The sequence below is a fragment of the Chryseobacterium viscerum genome (assembly GCF_002899945.2).
Taxonomy (GTDB): Bacteria; Bacteroidota; Bacteroidia; order Flavobacteriales; family Weeksellaceae; genus Chryseobacterium; species Chryseobacterium viscerum.
On the sequence record NZ_PPEG02000010.1, the window covers coordinates 188,431 to 206,882 of the forward strand.

The window sequence follows — 18,452 nt, forward strand, 5'->3', positions numbered from 1 at the left end:
TTTTATTCATTAAATGTTAAAGATTTATAGAATGAAAGGATTATTTTTTTTAGGGCTTACTGTAGGCTCTGTAGCCTTTATACAGGCTCAACAAAAGGACTCCCTGAAAATCAGGGAAATTGAAGCGGTCAACTTTACCAAGAGACTTCCTGTTGCTAAGGAAATTATCAATGTTCAGAAAGATTTAGACGGAAAAAATTTGGGGCAGGATCTCCCTATTCTTTTAAAAAATCAAACCTCCATCATTTCCACTTCAGATGCGGGAAATGGAGTAGGATATACTGGTTTTAGAATTCGTGGAGTATCAGGATCAGCGATTAATGTAATGATGAACGGTGTTCCTTACAATGATTCTGAAAGCCAGGGGACGTTTTTCGTTAATGTTCCGGACTTAACAAGTTCTGCATCACAGATTGTTATTCAAAGAGGAGTAGGGACTTCCAATAATGGGGTTTCTGCCTTTGGGGCAAGTATCAATGTGATTTCAAGGGAGCCGGAAGAAAAGTTTTATTTTAAAACGGATGATAGCTATGGTTCTTTTAATACCTATAAATATTCAGCAGAGGCGGGTTCCGGGAAATTCTGGAAGAATCGTCTTTCTGTAATGGGAAGATATACCCGTATTCACTCTGATGGATATATAGACAGAGCTTCATCAGATTTGCATTCTTATAATTTTACAGCTTTGTTTGAAGAAGGGAAAACGAAATTACGTTTAATGGCTTTTGGAGGAAAAGAAAAAACCTATCAGGCCTGGAACGGGATCAGTAGAGAAGTATGGGAAACAAATCCAAGATTCAACAACTCTGGGGCAATTAAGGATACCAATGGGAACGTTACAGGTTTCTATGATAACGAAACAGATAACTACAGACAGAATCATTATCAGTTGCTTTGGGAACAAAAATTTGATGACCGTTGGAACTTAGAAACTACTTTTCACTACACCAAAGGAAAAGGATATTACGAAAATTATAAACAGAGAAGTTCTTTCTCAAAATATAACCTGCCTGACATCATAGAGGGCGGACAGACTATTAAAAAATCAGATTTTATCAGAAAAAAATGGCTGAATAATGATTTTTACGGTGTTGTTTCAACGCTTTACGGTAAGTTTGAAAACCTTGATTTAAACTTTGGAGCAGTTGCTAATCAATACTATGGAAGGCATTACGGAAACGTTACCGGAGTGTTTTATCCGCAGATTGACGAAAGTGAATATTACAGAAATCGTTCTGTGAAGAATGAAGTTTCTGGTTTTGCTAAAGCATTGTTTAGAATGGAAAATTTTGAATTCTTCGGTGATGTACAGCTTAGAAGCATCAATTATAATACTAAGATTTTAATGGCAGGAGATGGGGAAGGAGCCGATTTGGATAAAAACTGGCTGTTCTTTAATCCAAAAGCTGGGGTGAATTATAAAATCAATGGTGGAAAGATATTCTTATCCTATGCCCATGCCCATAGAGAACCGAACAGAGATGACATCATGGCCAACAATGATGTTAAGCCCGAAAAGCTTCATGATTTTGAAGCCGGTCTGGAAAAACAGTTTGGATTTTTATCCTTAACAGCGAATGTCTATTATATGTACTATGTTAATCAATTGGTTTTGAATGGCCAACTTAATAATGTGGGGGCATTTATCAGAACCAATTCAGGAAAGAGCTACAGAAGAGGAGTTGAAATAGGAGCACTGGCAAAACTATCCAAACAATGGGAAGTTTCAGGAAATCTAACGTTAAGCCAGAACAGAAATCAGGATTTTAATATCGAAGTTGGGACTGCACCGGTAAGTTTGGGAAATACTCAGATTTCATTTTCTCCGAATATGATTGCTAATTTGGGCGTGAAATTTAATCCAACCCGAAATTTCCAGTTTGCTTTAATGAACCAATATGTTGGAAAACAATACATAGATAATACGGAAGATAAAAACTTAGAGCTTAAAGATTATTTCCTTACCGACTTTAATGCGCAGTACCAGTTTAAAATTGGTAACAATGATATTGCATTAAAATTGTTGGTGAATAACCTGTTCAATAAAAAATATGTGAACAATGGTTCTATTAATGATGAAGGGAATCCTTTATACTTTTCACAGGCAGGAACTAACTTTATGTTCGGAATAAGCTGGAAAATTCAATAAACTGAGAAAGCTAGATGGGCAAGAAAGCAGAAAGGATATCAGAAAGTGCATTTATAATTTTGTCTTTTTACTCTTTTCATACTAATTGCTAAGCTTAAAAAAAGAAGTTTAAATAACAGTATCCCCATTTTAATATAGAATACTCAAAAGACTGTTTCGGCAGTCTTTTTTTATATCCGTTAAATATCTTAAAAAGTCATGAAAAAGTTATAAATTTGCTGCCAAATGAATATTTCAGCATACATTTTAGAATATTTAAAACAATTTGGAACTGCCACGGTTCCAGGCTTTGGGGTGTTTTCATTGAAAAATTCTAAGGCAATTATTAATTCCGAAAATGGTAGTATCCTACCTCCAGCCAGTCAGATTGAATTGACAATAGACTACGAAGTACAGGCTGAAGATCTTACTGCTTTTATTGCAGAACAAAAACAGATGTCCCTGGAAGCTTCCAGAAGTGACCTGAAAATTCAGACAGATTTTTGGAAGAAAAAACTTCAGGCCGAGCAGGTTCTTGAAATTCAAAACCTTGGAACGGTCTTCATTGAAGAAGGACATACCCATTTCAAAGGAAAAAGGATAGAATCCGGACACCCGGACTTCTATGGATTGGAAGAAATCAGATTTTCAGATATCAATAACGGGGAAAAGGTAAATACTTCTGTCAACCGCGAAAAAGATTTTAAGTTCAAGAAAACGATTCTATGGATTTTCCTTCTGATGATCCCGGTTCTGGGAATTGTATATCTTGCATTTACCCAGCAGGAACTTCTTTTTGGGAAGAAATCTTTCGATAAGGTTTCTGTGCAGACTTCTACCCACAGAATTGTAAAAGATACCATTAAGATAATGGCTCATACCCCTGAAGCACCTGTTTCAGATTCTTTGAAAAAAGATTCACTTGTAAAACCTGCCGCAAAAGCAACACAATCTGCTCCGGCTGTTCCAAACAACACTAAGACTAAATGGCAAAAATAAAAAAAGCGTCAGAATCTCTGACCATTATGACCAATATCGTTCTTCCGAACGAAACCAATTCTTTAAGAAATCTTTTCGGTGGTGAGCTTTTAGCAAAAATGGACCGTTGTGCGTCTATTTCTGCAGCAAGACACTGCGAAAGAAGAGTAGTAACAGCATCGGTAAACCACGTATCTTTCAACCATCCGATTCCGGAAGGAGGAGTAGTGGTGTTGGAATCCAAAGTTTCCAGAGCATTCTCTACTTCTATGGAAGTGTATGTAGATGTATGGTTGGATGACCCAATCAATCAGAAGAAAATTCATACCAATGCCGGTATTTATACTTTCGTGGCTGTAGATGAATTCAACCGCCCAATTCCTATCCCAGAAATGATTCCTGAAACAGAAGAGGAAAAAGAAAGATTTGCTGCGGCATTCCGTAGAAAAGAACTTTCATTGATTCTTTCCGGTAGAATGAAACCTCTGGAATCTGTAGAGCTTAAGAAACTATTCCAGGAGCCGCAGGAGTCTAAGAAAGACAAGAAATAAAAAAACAAATATTTTATAAGAATAAATGCTTTTAAACTTTGCTAAGTGATAACACCTTTGCGAGCTTAAAAGCATTTGTTATTTTAGAGTTTTGCAAACTTCGAGTCAGAATAAAATAGTAATCACTTAGGAATCAGTTCCTATGTCTAAATTTTTAAATAAAAAATGAAAATACTTCTTTTAGATAAAAATCATCCTCTTATTACCGAACAGCTTTTGGCTCAAAATTTTATTTTGGAAGAGGATTTTACGTCGTCTTATGATGAGGTTTGTGGTAAAATTGAGAATTACGATGGAATTATTATCAGAAGCCGTATTCCATTAGACAGAAACTTTCTGGAAAAAGGGAAGAATCTGAAATTTATTGCAAGAGTAGGCGCCGGAATGGAAAACATTGATATTCCTGTTGCTGAAAAGCTGGGCATCCAATTGATCAATTCTCCGGAAGGAAACAGAGATTCTGTGGCAGAACATGTGGTAGGAATGCTGCTTGTCATCATGAACAGGCTTTTTATTGCTTCTCAGGAAGTGAAAAATGGTATCTGGCAGCGTGAAGAAAACAGAGGAGATGAGTTACTGGGAAAAACAGTAGGATTGATAGGATATGGAAATATGGGGAAAGCAACTGCCAAAAGACTTTCCGGATTCGGATGTAAAGTGGTCTTCCATGATATACTTCCCGGTCTTTCAGATGAATATGGAACACAGGTTTCTCTGGAGGAGCTGAAGCAGTCTGCAGAGGTTGTAAGCTTGCATATTCCTTTGACTTCCGAAACTCATTATCTCATTGATGAAACATTCATTGCAGAAATGAAAAACGACTTTTATTTTGTGAATACAGCAAGAGGAAAGAATGTGAAAACTAAAAGTTTAGTAGAAGCGTTGAAATCAGGAAAAGTAAAAGGCACCTGTCTGGATGTATTGGAATACGAAAAGTCTTCTTTCGAGAATATTGAAGTAGAAAATGAAGACTTAAAATATCTTCTTGAATCTGAAAAAGCAATTGTAACGCCGCATATTGCCGGTTGGACACATCAGAGTAAAGAAAAGCTGGCGCAGTTTATTGTAGACAAAATTGTAGCTTCGTATTGCTAGATTTATAAGCTAAGAAAGCTGAGGAGGTAAATAGGTAAGTTTACTTATTGGCTTCCTTTGCCCTCTTTTTTATTTCACATTTTGGCCGTTTCACCTTTTCAAAATTTTACTTTTCCACTTATTTATGTTAAATAATTCATAATGTCCCCCTCTTATTTATTATTTATTTTCGAGTTTTATTAAATTGCCGCTCATTTTGAATCTCATGACGACGCGTAATTTTATACTTATCCTAACTGTTCTTTTATCAATATTTTCCTGTAAAAAAAAGACTGAAGCTAAAGATGTTTCAGCTGAAAATACAACCAATCTTCCTAACTATGGAGATGTGGACCTCGGAAGTGTTTTCACAAAAGGCGATGGCCAGCTTCTGAATAGGCAGACCACAGTAAGTTATATAGATCAGTATTATAAGAAAATTTGGGAAGGAGGTGACCTTAGCGGTGGAATTCTTGTGGCCAAAGGAGACGAGATTTTATACGAAAACTACAGAGGTTTCGGAAGAGAAGGAAACCAGATGCCGATTGATAAAAATACACCTTTGCACGTAGCTTCAGTTTCAAAGACTTTGACGGCAATGGCGATGATGAAGCTAGTAGAGGCTGGAAAAATAAAACTTACTGATCACCTTACCCAGTTTTTTCCAGGGTTCCCTTATCCGAATGTTACCGTTCAGACTTTACTGGATCAAAGAAGTGGTCTTCCGAAATACGAATATTTTATTACTAAAATACAGCCTGCTCCGGCAGAAATATCCAAGCCTTTTATTACCAATCAGGATGTCTTGAATATGATTATCAAATATAAACCTGACCTGGCGAGAGATACGGATACAGGATTTATGTATTGCAATACCAACTTTGCTTTATTGGCTTTATTGATTGAAAAAGTGACCAAAACTCCTTTTCCGCAAGCCATGAAAGAAATGGTTTTCACTCCGTTGAAAATGACTCATACTTACATCTTCCAGGAAAAAGATATTCCTACGGCTTCACAGTCTTTCTACTATGGGGCAAACAAGCTTTATCCTCTGGACAGACTTGATCTTATTTATGGTGATAAAAATGTATACACAACACCAAGAGACTTATACAATTTCTCAAAAGCAATGTTTTCAAAAAACTTCTTGAAACCCGAATTGATGCAAATGGTATTTACCCCATATAGCAATGAAAAGATGGGAATGAATAATTATGGGCTGGGATTCAGAATGAAAATATTTGATAACGGAGAAAAACTGACTTATCACAATGGATGGTGGCACGGGACCAACTCGGTATTTGCCCACCTTTTAAAATCTAAAGTGACCATTGTTGCGATTGGAAATAAATATTCAAACAAAGTATATACAGCTCTTGCGTTGTCAGGATTATTCGAGGATTTCCCTTTACAAAAGGAGAAGCTTCATACAGTTATGAACGACAATAAAGATACTTTGAATTCCGGACAGGAAGTTTTTGGAGAATAATGTTTACTTTTGCTTAAACATTTTCATGAAAAGGTTTCTTTTATTATTCGTTATCTGTTTTCTTGTACACTCATGTGCAAGAGTAGGATCTCCTGTCGGAGGGCCTAAAGATACTCTGGCACCCAAGTTTTTAAGCGCAAACATTGATACCACAAGAATTAATGTTAAAAAAGATATTCACGAACTCCGTCTGGATTTTGATGAGTATGTGACATTGAAGGATATCAACAAAAATCTGATTATTTCGCCACCTATTAAAAATATAACAAGGATTCTTCCTTCCAATATTGCCAATAAGTTTGTCCTGATCCAATGGACAGATACCCTTCAGGCCAATACGACTTATAATTTCAATTTCGGAAATTCAATTGTAGATAATAACGAGTCGAATATATTGAGGTATTTCAATTTTGCTTTTTCTACAGGAGATAAACTGGATGATCTTTATATCAGCGGTGAGGTAAGAGATGCATTCGATATCAAAAAGAAGACGACAACAACAACTGAAAATAAGCTGGTAGTTGGATTGTATCAGGTAAAAGATACGATGGATTATAAGAAAAAGCCTTATTATATCACCAAGGTAGATGATGACGGATATTATGAATTAAACTATCTGACCCCTGGAAAGTATAAGATTATAGCTTTTGATGATGAGAACGGGAATTCTATGTATGATCCCGGAAAAGAAAAGGTTGGATTTCAGAAAGATCCTGTAGATATTGAAAAGTCTATTTCTGGGTTAAACTTAAAGGTATATCCTTCCAAAAAGCCTGTGAAATATTCAGAGATGAAAGAAATTGCAGGAGGTATTTTAATGACATTTGAAGGCCATCCGGATGAAGTAAAAGTTCAGTCGTTAAATGAAAAGTTAAAGGATATCAAAATAATGCACAATCCAAAATCTGATTCTGTGAGAATATGGTTTGATGCAGTAAAAGATGATGTGGGGCAAACAGCCAACGAAAAACTTACATTTACTCATAATAAAGGGATAAAAAAAGACAGTGCCTACAGCGTTTCTTTATTTTACAAATACAATAAGAAAAATGCGATGGATGTCTTTAGTGATAACGATGGAACTTCATTGGCTCCAAAGGCAGACTTAAAAATTGCATCAAACTATATCGTAGATAAAATTGATCCCTCAAAATGGACATTAAAGATTAAAGGTGACAGCTTAACAACGTTACCATTCACTGCTAAAATTTCAGAAACTAACCCTTACCAGATCCATGTTCAATCGGATTTTGTGATGGGGAAAAGCTATGAACTTACTGTTCCTAAGGAAACCGTATCTTCATTCTACGCAAAAAATACCCAATCAAAACGTTTCGATTTTGATATTGCTAAAGCAGATCAGTTTGGAAGTGTTGAATTCTCTATTCAGAATGCTCCGGCTACCAGTTACTGGATCCAGCTGGTAGATTCTTCCGATAAAATAGCCTATCAGAAATACTTAAAAGGAGATAATGTAAAGTTTGATATTCTGAAGCCGGGAGAATACATTGTAAGAATACTGGTAGATAACAATGAAAACAAATATTGGGATGAAGCCGATTTTGCGAATGATATTTTCGCTGAAGATGCGTATATTTTCTATAAAAAATTAATCGTCAGAGGATTGTGGGAAACAAGAGAAAATTGGGATTTGAAGGATACCAGAACCCTTGATAGTCCTAAATCAACAGCAGCAGCTCCGGCGGTACCAGCTTCAACCTCTACTTCAGTATCTGAAACCCCGCTGCCTGCTACAAATACAGCAACGAAACAACCGCTGAAAAAAGAATTTAAATCCGGTAATGCCGTTTTAACTCCGGCAAAGTAAGCAGAAAAGATGGCTAAGAAAATCATATTTTGGATATTGGTGGGCTTTGCCCTTATTCAGTTCTTTCCTATTGACAGGACTAATCAGCCTGTTGATTCTGTCAAGAACTTTGTTGAGGCAAAGAAAACCCCCGAAAAAATCAGAACACTGCTTAAAAACGCATGCTATGACTGTCATTCCAATGAAACAGTCTATCCGAAATATGCTTTTATTGCGCCCGTGTCATGGTCTGTAAAAAGCCATGTGAATGAAGGCCGAGAGCATATTAATTTTTCCACCTGGGAAACGTATAATAAGGATTTAAAGGAGAGTATGCTTACGAAGGTTGTTCAGACTATCCAAAACAAGACAATGCCAATGCCGGGATATATTGTCTATCATAAAGAAGCCAACCTTTCAGAGGCAGAAAGAACATTGCTGATTCAGTATTTTGAAGAAATGCTGAAGACTAAAGCTTATTAGTTCTCAAAAATAAGAGCTGAGAGAATTCCTGCCGCTTTATTCTTCTATTGAATTTAAAATAAATAAAAAACTCTCGCAGATTTTGCAAATCAGGCAGATGATGTATTGTTACAATCTGCTCAATTTGCAAAATCTACGAGAGAATATATTACAAAAATTATTTCTTTAAATACCTCTCAAAAAATCTCTTCTGAGAATCAAAAGCAATATCTTCAAGATTCAGATCCTGTAAAGGGATCCAAACCGCTTCTGAGATCTCAGTAAGTTCAAGATTTACCTCAAACTTTTCCGAAACAGTATACTCATAAAAGAGATCGATTGTATTGTAGTCAATTTCTTTGTATTCATAAATATTCGGGAGGCTGGTAAGGTATTTCAGTTTTGAAATATCAATATCAAGCTGAAGTTCTTCAAAAAGTTCTCTTTTACAGGTTTCTTCTGCACTTTCTTTAGGGTCAACAAATCCTCCGGCAAGATCAAGTTTCCCCTTCTTAGGGTCTCTGCTTCTTCGGGTAAGATAGATTTCGTCACCACATCTGATGACAACCGCTACAGCGCCTGCCACGTTATTATACAGGGTAAAACCACATTCCGGACAGGTCCATTTTTTTTCGCCATCCCAATGTAGAGTCTCTTTGCCACAGCTTGGACAATATTTCAATAGTTTCATTGAGCAATATTAATATTTCTCGGGTGATAACTTAAAATAACATCCCTTAATTCTTCTGTTTTCAGATGCGTATAGATTTCCGTTGTGGTAATACTGGAGTGTCCCAGCATTTCCTGAATATAACGCAAATCTGCCCCATTCTGTAATAAATGAGTGGCAAAAGAATGTCTGAAGGTGTGTGGAGATATTTTTTTGTTAACCCCAGCTTTATCTGTAAGTTCTTTGATAATAAGAAATACGATTACTCTGGACATCGATGTTCCACGGCTGTTCAAAAACAGTGTGTCTTCATATTTCTTATTGATTTTACCTTTTGAACGTACCTCCTTGATATAATTTTCAAGCAAATCAGCAGTATAATCGGCTAAAGGAACAAAACGGGTTTTGTTTCCTTTTCCGTGTACCTTGATGTATTGCTCTTTAAAGTTGATATTGGAGATCTTCAGATCAATCAGTTCAGAAACACGAAGTCCGCATCCATATAGAACCTCTATAATGGAGTGGTTTCTTTTTCCGAGATCAGTATTCATCTCAATAGCAGCAATAATCTTGTTGATATCAGTAAGGCTTAAGGTATCAGGTAGATATAGTCCCAATTTAGGACCTTCAAGTAGCGTTGCAGGGTTGTCTTCTCGATACTCATCCTCTAGCAGAAATTTGAAAAATGCTTTGATGGAAGATATCCATCTTGCTTGTGATCTCTCACTGAATTTCTGTTTGGAAAGATTGAAAATGTATTCCTGCAGGTTCTCGTAACCGATAGAATCTGGACCGACGTTTGCCAGATCTTCTTCTGCGTAATCTTTTAATTTCTTAATGTCCCGAACATAGGCGTCGAGTGTGTTTTCTGAAAAATTTCTTTCGAAACGAAGAAATATTTCAAAATCTTTGATCTTTTCATCCCAAGTCATTTGTGCTTATTTTTTTAGTTCACAGTCAGATATTTGTTCTATTTCAATGTTATGGTTTCTCAGGAACGATATTCCATCGTCATCCGAATACTCATTTATATACACCAGTCTCGAAATTCCTGCCTGCAGAATGAGTTTACTACATTCTTTGCAGGGAGACAGCGTCAGATATAACGTTGCCCCTTTTGCAGATTGAGTAGAAGCAGCCAGCTTTAATATAGCGTTCGCTTCAGCATGCAATACGTACCAGTGTGTTCTCCCTTCTCCATCTTCACAGCAGTTTTCGAATCCCGAAGGAGTCCCGTTGTAACCATCTGAAATAATCATCCTATCTTTTACGATAAGAGCTCCCACCTGTTTTCTCTTACAGTAGGAGAGTTTTGCCCATTCCTGAGCCATTTTTAGATAAGCTTTATCAAACTTATTCATACCGCAGCATTGTTTTTTTTCGAAATAATTTGGATTAAAATCTTTTGAAAGATTAAAAGTTAGGCTTTCTCTTCTCTAGAAACGCAGTAACTCCTTCTTTCTTATCTTCCATTTCAAAAAGTTCTCCGAAATATTTGATTTCAGTTTCAAAACCTTTATCCGTATCAGATAAATTTACGGCATTTATAGCCTTAGATATTGCCATAGGTGAATTGTGGGCAATGGTGTTCGCTAATTCTTTCGTTTTAGTTAATAATTCTTCGATAGGATATACTTCGTTTACCAGTCCGATTTCCTTTGCTTTTTGAGCAGGAATCATTTTGGCAGAGAAGATCATTTCGTTGGCAATACCTTTTCCGACAAGCTTTGGAAGCCTTTGTGTTCCTCCATATCCCGGAATTAATCCAAGAGTTACTTCAGGAAGCCCTAGTCTGGCGTTTTCCGATGCATATCTGATGTGGCATGCCATGGCAAGCTCTAAACCTCCCCCTAATGCAAATCCGTTTACGGCTGCAATGACAGGTTTGGACATGTTTTCAATTTTATTGAACAATATATTTTGTCCGTTTCTCGCTAATTCTTCAGCTTTTTCCTGTCCGAAATCACTGAATTCCTTAATGTCAGCTCCGGCAACGAAGGATTTTTCTCCACTTCCGGTAAGAATAATTACCCTGCAGGAAGTATCAGCATTAAGCTCATCCATTGCGGCACTGATTTCCTGAATTGTTTTTGCATTCAAAGCATTTAAACTTTCAGGTCTATTTATGGTAATAATAGATAATTTATCTTCTTTTTTTAATAATATATTTTCGTAACTCATTTTTCCACTTTAAAATATCATCCTTTGCAAATTATGAATTTTTTACAAAAAAAAGGAAAAAATCTTATTTTTTTTTCCTTTTTTTTAATTTATTGTTCAATATGATTATTTGGAATGATTCATCATATTTGCATCAATATTGACATTTAGTTGAGAAGCTACTTTCATGCCAAGCTCAATATTGGCACGGAAAAAGTGACATAATTGTCGGTTAATGATCTCATCTTTTTTAGGTCCGCTGATTCCCTTCATACTCCCTATGATATTTTTGATCAGATGGTCTCTGTCTTCTGCATTCATTGCTTTTGAATAAAGAAGTCCCGGCTGAGTATAATGATCACTGTCGTTATCATTTCTGTTATAGCTTGCAACATGAGCACTATCCAGCTCATATTCGTAGTTTTTATAATCGGAATCCGCTTGGATGTCATCAAAGCTGTTGGGGTGGTAATTAGGTTTATCCTGATAATGGCTCGAGTCTGCCATATAACCATCTCTCTGGTAATTGTTGACTTCAAAAGGACATCTGTTTACCTCCAGCTGATGTGAGTTCACTCCAACTCTGTATCGGTGTGCATCAGGATAAGAGAACAATCTTCCCTGCAGCATTTTGTCCGGTGAGAAGCTGATTCCATTAATCAGGCTGCTTGGTGAGAAAGTAGATTGCTCCACATGGGCAAAATAATTAACAGGAACTTCATTAAGCTCCATTTCTCCTACTTCGATCAAAGGGAAATCATCATGGAACCATACTTTTGTTACGTCAAAAGGATTCCATCTGAAATCTTTTGCCTGCTCCTCGGTCATTACCTGGATGTATAAGGTCCATTTTGGGAAATCTCCATTTTCAATAGCATTGCAAAGATCTTCCTGTGCAAAGTCCGGATTTTCACCCGCCATTTTCCCTGCCTCTTCATCTGTGAAATTTTTTACTCCCTGTTTTGTTTTGAAGTGGAATTTCACCCATACTCTTTCATTTTTATCATTGATCATAGAGAAAGTATGAGATCCGAAGCCATGCATATGTCGGTATCCGTAAGGGGTACCTCTGTCTGACATTAATATAAGGACCTGATGAAGAGATTCAGGATTTAAACTCCAGAAATCCCACATCATGGTGGCGCTTTTCAAATTGGTTTTTGGAAGTCTTTTCTGAGTGTGGATAAAGTCCGGGAATTTTTTTGCATCCTTAATAAAGAATACCGGCGTATTATTTCCTACAAGATCCCAGTTTCCATCTTCTGTATAAAATTTTAAGGCAAATCCTCTTGGGTCTCTTGCGGTATCTGCGCTTCCTTTTTCTCCTCCTACAGTAGAAAATCGGGCAAACATTCTGCATGAGTTTCCAACTTGTGAGAACAGTTTTGCTTTCGTATACTGGCTGATATCATGAGTTACGGTAAAGGTTCCGTATGCTCCGCTTCCTTTGGCATGCACAATCCTTTCAGGAATTCTTTCCCTAACGAAATGGGCAAGATTTTCCTGAAGAATAAAATCTTGCAGCAATACCGGGCCTCTTGGTCCTACCGTCTGTGAATCCTGATGTTCAAAATAAGGCGTGCCGTTACTTAACGTTAATTTTTTAGAATCCATATCATTGATGATTTGTATAAATGTTTTTTGTTTTTCTAAATCCAAGTGTAAAGGTAATGAATGTCAAATTTACTTGAATTTTTAATTGCTAATAGCAAAAACGTTATATCTTTGTAATAGATAATATTAATCAAATGAACATTCAGCAACTGGAGTATCTTATCGCTGTTGATAAGTATAAACATTTTGGTAAAGCAGCTCAGGCGTGTTTTATTACCCAACCTACGTTAAGTGCCATGATACAGAAATTTGAGGATGAACTGGATGTGAAGGTTTTCGACAGGACTACCCACCCGATTCGTACTACAGATGTAGGGCTGCAGATTATTGACCAGGCTAAGGTTATTATAGAATCTGTCAATGAGCTGAAAAACAAAGCAAACCTTTTGAATAATATTCTGGGAGGAACCATCAACCTGGGAATCATTCCTACTGTTTCATCTTTTATTCTGCCTACGGAAATCTTCAAATTCCTTGAGGACAATCCAAAGATTCAGATGAATGTAAAAGAAATGACTACTGATAATATTATTAAAGCTTTGAAAGCCGGAGAACTTGATGCGGGAATTATCTCTACTCCTTATGATACAGCAGATGAGTTTTATCAGGATTTCTTATTCAATGAAGAACTGATGATCTACAGTTCCAATACTGAAGCCAACAAAAAGAATTCTTATATCATCCCTGAAGATCTGAATGTAGAAAAGGTATGGCTCCTTGAAGAAGGAAACTGTCTTAGAAATCAGTTTGAAAATATCTGTCATCTGAAAGAAAATACGCTGAAACCTAAAAATTTAGACTTCTTAGCTTCCAATATCCAGACTTTGGTCCATATGGTAGATAAAGTAGGAGGGATCAGTATACTGCCGGAACTTGCTTTAAGTCAACTTTCTGAAGAGCAGAAGAAAAATGTATTCAGATTTAAAAAGCCTTTCCCATATAGAGAGATCAGTATTATTTACTACAAACCTACTTTTAAGCAAAAAATTATTGATGAATTGTCACATTCTATCAAAACTGCTTTGGAACTTAAGCTGAATTATCATGCAAGTCCTAAAGAATTTGTAAGCATAAAGCCTCAGTAGTAGAAATGCTTTAAAGTGATAGAAATCATTAATTTAAATAATATCATAATTAATAAACAAAATTTTTGAGTATTACGAAAATAGTACTTAACTTTGCTGACGTTTATTACGAGGAAAAATTTGACCTGATTGCAACCTCTATAAAAAAATGCTAAAACAGTATAGTATTCTTTTTTCTGGGCAATTTTATTTCATATTTTTCTACAAAATTATTTTTTTTAAATCTTTAAAAACAAAAGAATTATATGTCTTATTTATTTACATCTGAATCAGTTTCAGAAGGACATCCGGATAAAATCGCCGATCAAATTTCCGATGCACTTATCGATCATTTTTTAGCATACGATAAAAATTCTAAAGTAGCATGTGAAACTCTTGTAACTACCGGACAGGTGGTGTTGGCAGGAGAAGTAAAATCTGATGCTTACCTTGATGTACAGACGATTGCCAGAGAAGTAATCAATGGAATAGGGTATACAAAAGGAGAATATATGTTCAATGGGGATTCATGTGGAGTTATTTCCGCAATCCATGAGCAGTCACCTGATATCAACCAGGGAGTTGACAGAGCTGTAAGTGACGAGTCTTTCGAAGCTAAGGCAAATGCACAGGGAGCTGGAGATCAGGGAATGATGTTCGGGTATGCTACCAATGAAACGGCAAACTATATGCCTCTTGCATTGGACCTTGCCCATACGATCCTTAAAGAGCTTTCTGCAATAAGAAGAGAAAATAAGGAAATCACTTATCTTCGTCCGGATGCAAAGAGCCAGGTAACGATTGAGTATTCTGATGATCACAAACCTGTTAGAATTGATTCTATCGTAGTTTCTACTCAGCATGATGACTTCGGAAATGAAGAAGAAATGTTGAACAAGATCCGTGAAGACATTAAAAATATTTTGGTTCCTAGAGTAGTTGCACAACAAACTGAGGAAATCAAGGCTTTATTCAACGATCAGATCAAATATCACATCAACCCTACAGGGAAATTCGTTATTGGAGGACCTCACGGAGATACTGGTCTTACAGGTAGAAAAATCATTGTTGATACCTATGGAGGTAAAGGAGCTCATGGTGGGGGTGCTTTCTCTGGAAAAGATCCTTCTAAAGTAGACAGAAGTGCTGCTTATGCAACGAGACATATTGCTAAAAACTTAGTGGCAGCAGGAGTTGCGGATGAAGTTTTGGTGCAGGTTTCTTATGCAATCGGTGTAGCTGAGCCTTGTGGTTTATACATCAACACTTACGGAACGGCAAAAGTAGATCTTCATGATGGTGATATCGCTAAAAAAGTTTCTACAATTTTTGATTTAAGACCTTATGCTATCGAGCAGAACTTAAAATTAAGAAATCCTATTTATCAGGAAACAGCTTCTTACGGACATATGGGTAAAGAGCACTATGTAGCTGATAAAACGTTCAATAAAGGACATAAAAAAGAACTTACATTGAAAGGTCTTGAGTTCTTTACTTGGGAAAAACTAGACAAAGTAGAGGAAATTAAAACCGCTTTCGGAATTTAATTTTCCCTCTAGAGAATAATAAATAAGCTGCTTTATCTTTGGGTAAGGCAGTTTTTTTTAATTTTACACCTTAATAATATAGAAAGATGATGAATTTTCGAACTGTAATTGCTGTTCTGTCCCTATTTTTACTAAGTACCCTGGTAAAAGCACAATATACCATGCATAAGATGATCAGTGTGGGATATACTTACCAGAATCAAAGTTTTGGTGAAGTAGGAGGTAAATTGCTTTTTCTTAAAAATGATGATGTGGTTTACAGATTAGGAGGATCTGCCATGATGGGAGTTGCAGACTCTAAGTTTGCGATTATGCCCAAACTACAAGCTGATATTCTCCTTAATTTTGCAAAAAACGTAGACTTTTATCACTCTTATTACTTTTTAGCAGGTGCTGAAGGAACCAATAAATACATCGCTCCCAAAATTGGAGTGACCCTGTTTGGAATGTTGGACCTTACAGGAGGCTATGCTTTTCCTATCGGAGATGCCCGATTGAACGGAAAAGAAATGAAAGGATTAAATATTAATTTTACATTAAATGTCCCTACTGTATTCATTCATGACATGTTTAAGTGATTTTTATTAAATTTTTCTTTTGAAAATTTAATAATAGGTTAACAGTTATTAAAAAATTATTATATTTACATCATAATAATTGTACTACCGCCTATAGAAGAGACTCTACTCTACACTGTTTTGTTTATGCAGCAAAGGCCAGATAAAATATCTGGAGGAATGTCTGTCTGCAAATATTTATATTGAGAAGAGTTATGAAATCAGAATCGGATAGTTTACTAATTTCCCTTTACCAGAAAGGAGACGAGGAGGCGTTGTCAATCCTCATTCACCGACACCAGAGAGAACTGTTTACATTCATTTTTTACAAAATTAATGATGAAGATTTGGCCAACGATATCTTTCAGGATACATTCATGAAGATCATTGTCATGCTGAAAGAAGGACGCTATAACGAAGAAGGTAAATTTATTCTTTGGGCGAAAAGAATTTCCCACAACCTAATTATCGATCATTTCAGATCAAAAGCGAAAAACATTAAAGTTTCAGAAACTACTTTTGAAACCGATGAGTATTCTATTTTTGATTTGATCAGAGAGCCTTCGGAAAATATTGAAGATCAGCTTGTCACCAATCAGATTCAGGAAGACCTGTTGAGGATGTTACAGTTTTTACCGCAAAACCAGCAGGAGGTAATTAAACTGAGATTTTTTGATGGTCTGAGTTTCAAGGAAATTGCGGACCATACGGATATGAGCATTAATACTACTCTGGGAAGAGTACGGTATGCGCTGATAAACCTGAGAAAAATCATGGATGAAAACAACATAATATTAACCAGATAAATAATATTTCGGAAAATTTCACGTTTTAAGGAAAACATACTTCGCTTATGAAAAAAAATGACTCCTTAAAAGTGAAAACTTTGAAACCTAAGAAACAAACTATTGATTTTTTGCTTAATTTTTCCAAAGGTCTTGAAATCGTGAAAAGCAAGAGCAAGAATTACCCTGTTTTAAAAAATTAAAATGACTAACTTTGTGCTGTATGAAAATGCAGCATGTTTTTTTTGACCTGGATAATACACTCTGGGATCACCGTAGGAATGCCTATCTTACCATCAAAGACCTTTTTGAAAAACAGGAAATTACTTCAAAGTATCATATTGACTTTGAGGAGTTTCATTCTGTTTACCACGATATCAACGAAGAGTTGTGGGAAAAGATCAGAGACGGTATTATTGGCAAAGAGTATTTGAGAGAACACCGTTTTTATGATTCATTTAAACATTTTGGAATAGATAATAAAGAGCTTGCCCTTTATTTTGAAGAAAATTTCCTTGACAATATTGTGGGTTATAACGAATTGGTGGAAGGAGCAGAAGATGTCCTGGAATATCTGAAAGCTAAGAATTATACATTACACATTATTTCCAATGGATTTCAGGATGTAACGGAAAGAAAATGTACGCTGTCCGGGATCGCTCCTTATTTTAAGACGATTACCAGTGCAGATGCAGTGGGAGTAAGAAAACCTAATCCAAGGATTTTTGAATACTCTCTAGGGCTTTCTGATGCTAAAAAAGAAGAAAGTATCCTCATTGGAGATGACTGGATCGCTGATGCTATGGGAGCAACAGACTTTGGAATGGATGCCATCTTTTTTGATGTCTATAAAGAAGACAAGAAGAAAGAAGGGTTAAAAGCCATTACCCATCTTCAGCAGATTAAAGAATACTTGTAAAATCATCAATACAGTATATACAAGCCATTAAGTTCGTCTTAATGGCTTTTTCGTTTTTAAAGGATGTCACACAAATCTCTGCGATAAGCCAACTTTTTTTTGCTGAAATCATTTTTCCCAATTCTTTCCTAAATTGATTGTGACCTTTGCTTTATAATAATGACAGTAAAACTTAATGTTATGAAAAATGTAAAGAAAATCACAGGAGTACTGATGATCATGTTTTTATTGATGGGAGGATTAATTTCCGCACAGGACAGAGCGATCAATGCCAATCAGTTACCTAAAACAGCCAAAACCTTTCTTGCTTCCCATTTTAAAGGAATAGCTGTAAACTCAGCAATAGAAGACAGAGAAATCTATGGGGTAGACGAGTACAAAGTGTATCTGGCTAATGGAATGAAAATGGAGTTTGACAGTAATGGAAACTGGAAAGAAATTGATGGTAAACATCAGAAAGTACCTTATGGTTTCATTCCTGTATCGATCAGAAATTACAGCACGAAGAATTTCCCAAATACTTATATCGTTAAGATCGAAAAGAAAAGATGGTCTTATAAAACAGAACTTTCCAACGGGCTTGAACTTGAATTTGACAGAAACGGGAATTTCAAAAGAATTGACGATTAAATCAGAATTAAAAATTA

18 protein-coding genes are annotated in these 18,452 nt (G+C 36.0%); 13 read left to right on the forward strand and 5 right to left on the reverse strand.

Translation table 11 applies throughout. From position 1 onward, the window contains the following. Positions 1 to 31: 31 nt before the first annotated feature. The 7 genes from C1634_RS21980 to C1634_RS22010 all read left to right on the forward strand — a co-directional run bounded on the left by C1634_RS21980 (position 32) and on the right by C1634_RS22010 (position 8,510). Positions 32 to 2,149 (forward strand): TonB-dependent receptor, encoded by a 2,118-nt coding sequence (locus tag C1634_RS21980; protein ID WP_103232648.1) that lies wholly within the window; start codon positions 32 to 34, stop codon positions 2,147 to 2,149. 225 nt (positions 2,150 to 2,374) lie between these two features. Next, a complete protein-coding gene (locus C1634_RS21985) occupies positions 2,375 to 3,127 on the forward strand; it encodes a hypothetical protein (protein ID WP_103232647.1) in 753 nt (250 codons plus the stop codon). Further along, positions 3,115 to 3,657: an acyl-CoA thioesterase gene (locus C1634_RS21990; RefSeq protein WP_034692538.1), complete on the forward strand. Its 543-nt coding sequence runs from the start codon at positions 3,115 to 3,117 to the stop codon at positions 3,655 to 3,657. Before C1634_RS21985 ends, C1634_RS21990 begins: the two co-directional genes overlap by 13 nt. A 165-nt stretch (positions 3,658 to 3,822) precedes the next feature. Continuing rightward, positions 3,823 to 4,752 carry a 2-hydroxyacid dehydrogenase gene (locus C1634_RS21995; protein WP_109739131.1) on the forward strand — a complete coding sequence of 310 codons (930 nt, stop codon included), beginning with the start codon at positions 3,823 to 3,825 and terminating at the stop codon, positions 4,750 to 4,752. Positions 4,753 to 4,957: 205 nt separating this feature from the next. Next, entirely contained in the window at positions 4,958 to 6,220 is a 1,263-nt protein-coding gene (locus tag C1634_RS22000) for a serine hydrolase domain-containing protein (protein ID WP_103232645.1), read from the forward strand. 25 nt (positions 6,221 to 6,245) lie between these two features. Further along, a complete protein-coding gene (locus tag C1634_RS22005; RefSeq protein WP_109739132.1) occupies positions 6,246 to 8,048 on the forward strand; it encodes an Ig-like domain-containing protein in 1,803 nt (600 codons plus the stop codon). A 9-nt stretch (positions 8,049 to 8,057) separates the two neighbouring features. Then, entirely contained in the window at positions 8,058 to 8,510 is a 453-nt protein-coding gene (locus tag C1634_RS22010; protein WP_103232643.1) for a heme-binding domain-containing protein, read from the forward strand. Positions 8,511 to 8,667: 157 nt separating this feature from the next. On the opposite strand, the gene C1634_RS22015 is transcribed toward C1634_RS22010, so the two are convergent. The 5 genes from C1634_RS22015 to C1634_RS22035 form a co-directional block, all read right to left on the reverse strand. After that, a complete protein-coding gene (locus C1634_RS22015) occupies positions 8,668 to 9,180 on the reverse strand; it encodes an NUDIX domain-containing protein (RefSeq protein ID WP_103232642.1) in 513 nt (170 codons plus the stop codon). After that, on the reverse strand, positions 9,177 to 10,091 hold the full coding sequence (xerD, locus tag C1634_RS22020; protein ID WP_103232641.1) for a site-specific tyrosine recombinase XerD: 915 nt from the start codon (positions 10,089 to 10,091) through the stop codon (positions 9,177 to 9,179). The genes C1634_RS22015 and xerD overlap by 4 nt, the downstream gene beginning before the upstream one ends. A gap of 6 nt (positions 10,092 to 10,097) precedes the next feature. Beyond that, a complete protein-coding gene (locus C1634_RS22025) occupies positions 10,098 to 10,520 on the reverse strand; it encodes a deoxycytidylate deaminase (RefSeq protein ID WP_103232640.1) in 423 nt (140 codons plus the stop codon). 52 nt (positions 10,521 to 10,572) lie between these two features. After that, positions 10,573 to 11,340 carry an enoyl-CoA hydratase/isomerase family protein gene (locus C1634_RS22030; RefSeq protein WP_103232639.1) on the reverse strand — a complete coding sequence of 256 codons (768 nt, stop codon included), beginning with the start codon at positions 11,338 to 11,340 and terminating at the stop codon, positions 10,573 to 10,575. 105 nt (positions 11,341 to 11,445) lie between these two features. Next, the gene (locus C1634_RS22035; protein ID WP_109739155.1) at positions 11,446 to 12,933 is read right to left on the reverse strand and encodes a catalase; all 1,488 of its coding nucleotides are present in this window, start codon (positions 12,931 to 12,933) and stop codon (positions 11,446 to 11,448) included. Between the two features lie 134 nt (positions 12,934 to 13,067). Between C1634_RS22035 and C1634_RS22040 the strand changes: the two genes are divergently transcribed. The 6 genes from C1634_RS22040 to C1634_RS22065 all read left to right on the forward strand — a co-directional run bounded on the left by C1634_RS22040 (position 13,068) and on the right by C1634_RS22065 (position 18,435). Then, entirely contained in the window at positions 13,068 to 14,018 is a 951-nt protein-coding gene (locus C1634_RS22040; RefSeq protein WP_103234933.1) for a LysR substrate-binding domain-containing protein, read from the forward strand. 245 nt (positions 14,019 to 14,263) lie between these two features. Beyond that, positions 14,264 to 15,544, forward strand: a complete 1,281-nt coding sequence (gene metK / locus C1634_RS22045) for a methionine adenosyltransferase (protein WP_109739133.1) — start codon at positions 14,264 to 14,266, stop codon at positions 15,542 to 15,544. Positions 15,545 to 15,630: 86 nt separating this feature from the next. Next, positions 15,631 to 16,122: a hypothetical protein gene (locus C1634_RS22050; protein ID WP_103234931.1), complete on the forward strand. Its 492-nt coding sequence runs from the start codon at positions 15,631 to 15,633 to the stop codon at positions 16,120 to 16,122. A gap of 194 nt (positions 16,123 to 16,316) precedes the next feature. Beyond that, positions 16,317 to 16,907 carry an RNA polymerase sigma factor gene (locus C1634_RS22055; protein WP_109739134.1) on the forward strand — a complete coding sequence of 197 codons (591 nt, stop codon included), beginning with the start codon at positions 16,317 to 16,319 and terminating at the stop codon, positions 16,905 to 16,907. Positions 16,908 to 17,109: 202 nt separating this feature from the next. Then, positions 17,110 to 17,805: a YjjG family noncanonical pyrimidine nucleotidase gene (locus C1634_RS22060; protein ID WP_103235166.1), complete on the forward strand. Its 696-nt coding sequence runs from the start codon at positions 17,110 to 17,112 to the stop codon at positions 17,803 to 17,805. 180 nt (positions 17,806 to 17,985) lie between these two features. Further along, positions 17,986 to 18,435, forward strand: coding sequence for a PepSY-like domain-containing protein (locus tag C1634_RS22065; protein ID WP_202980648.1), 450 nt, complete (start codon positions 17,986 to 17,988; stop codon positions 18,433 to 18,435). The last annotated feature ends 17 nt before the right edge of the window (positions 18,436 to 18,452 follow it).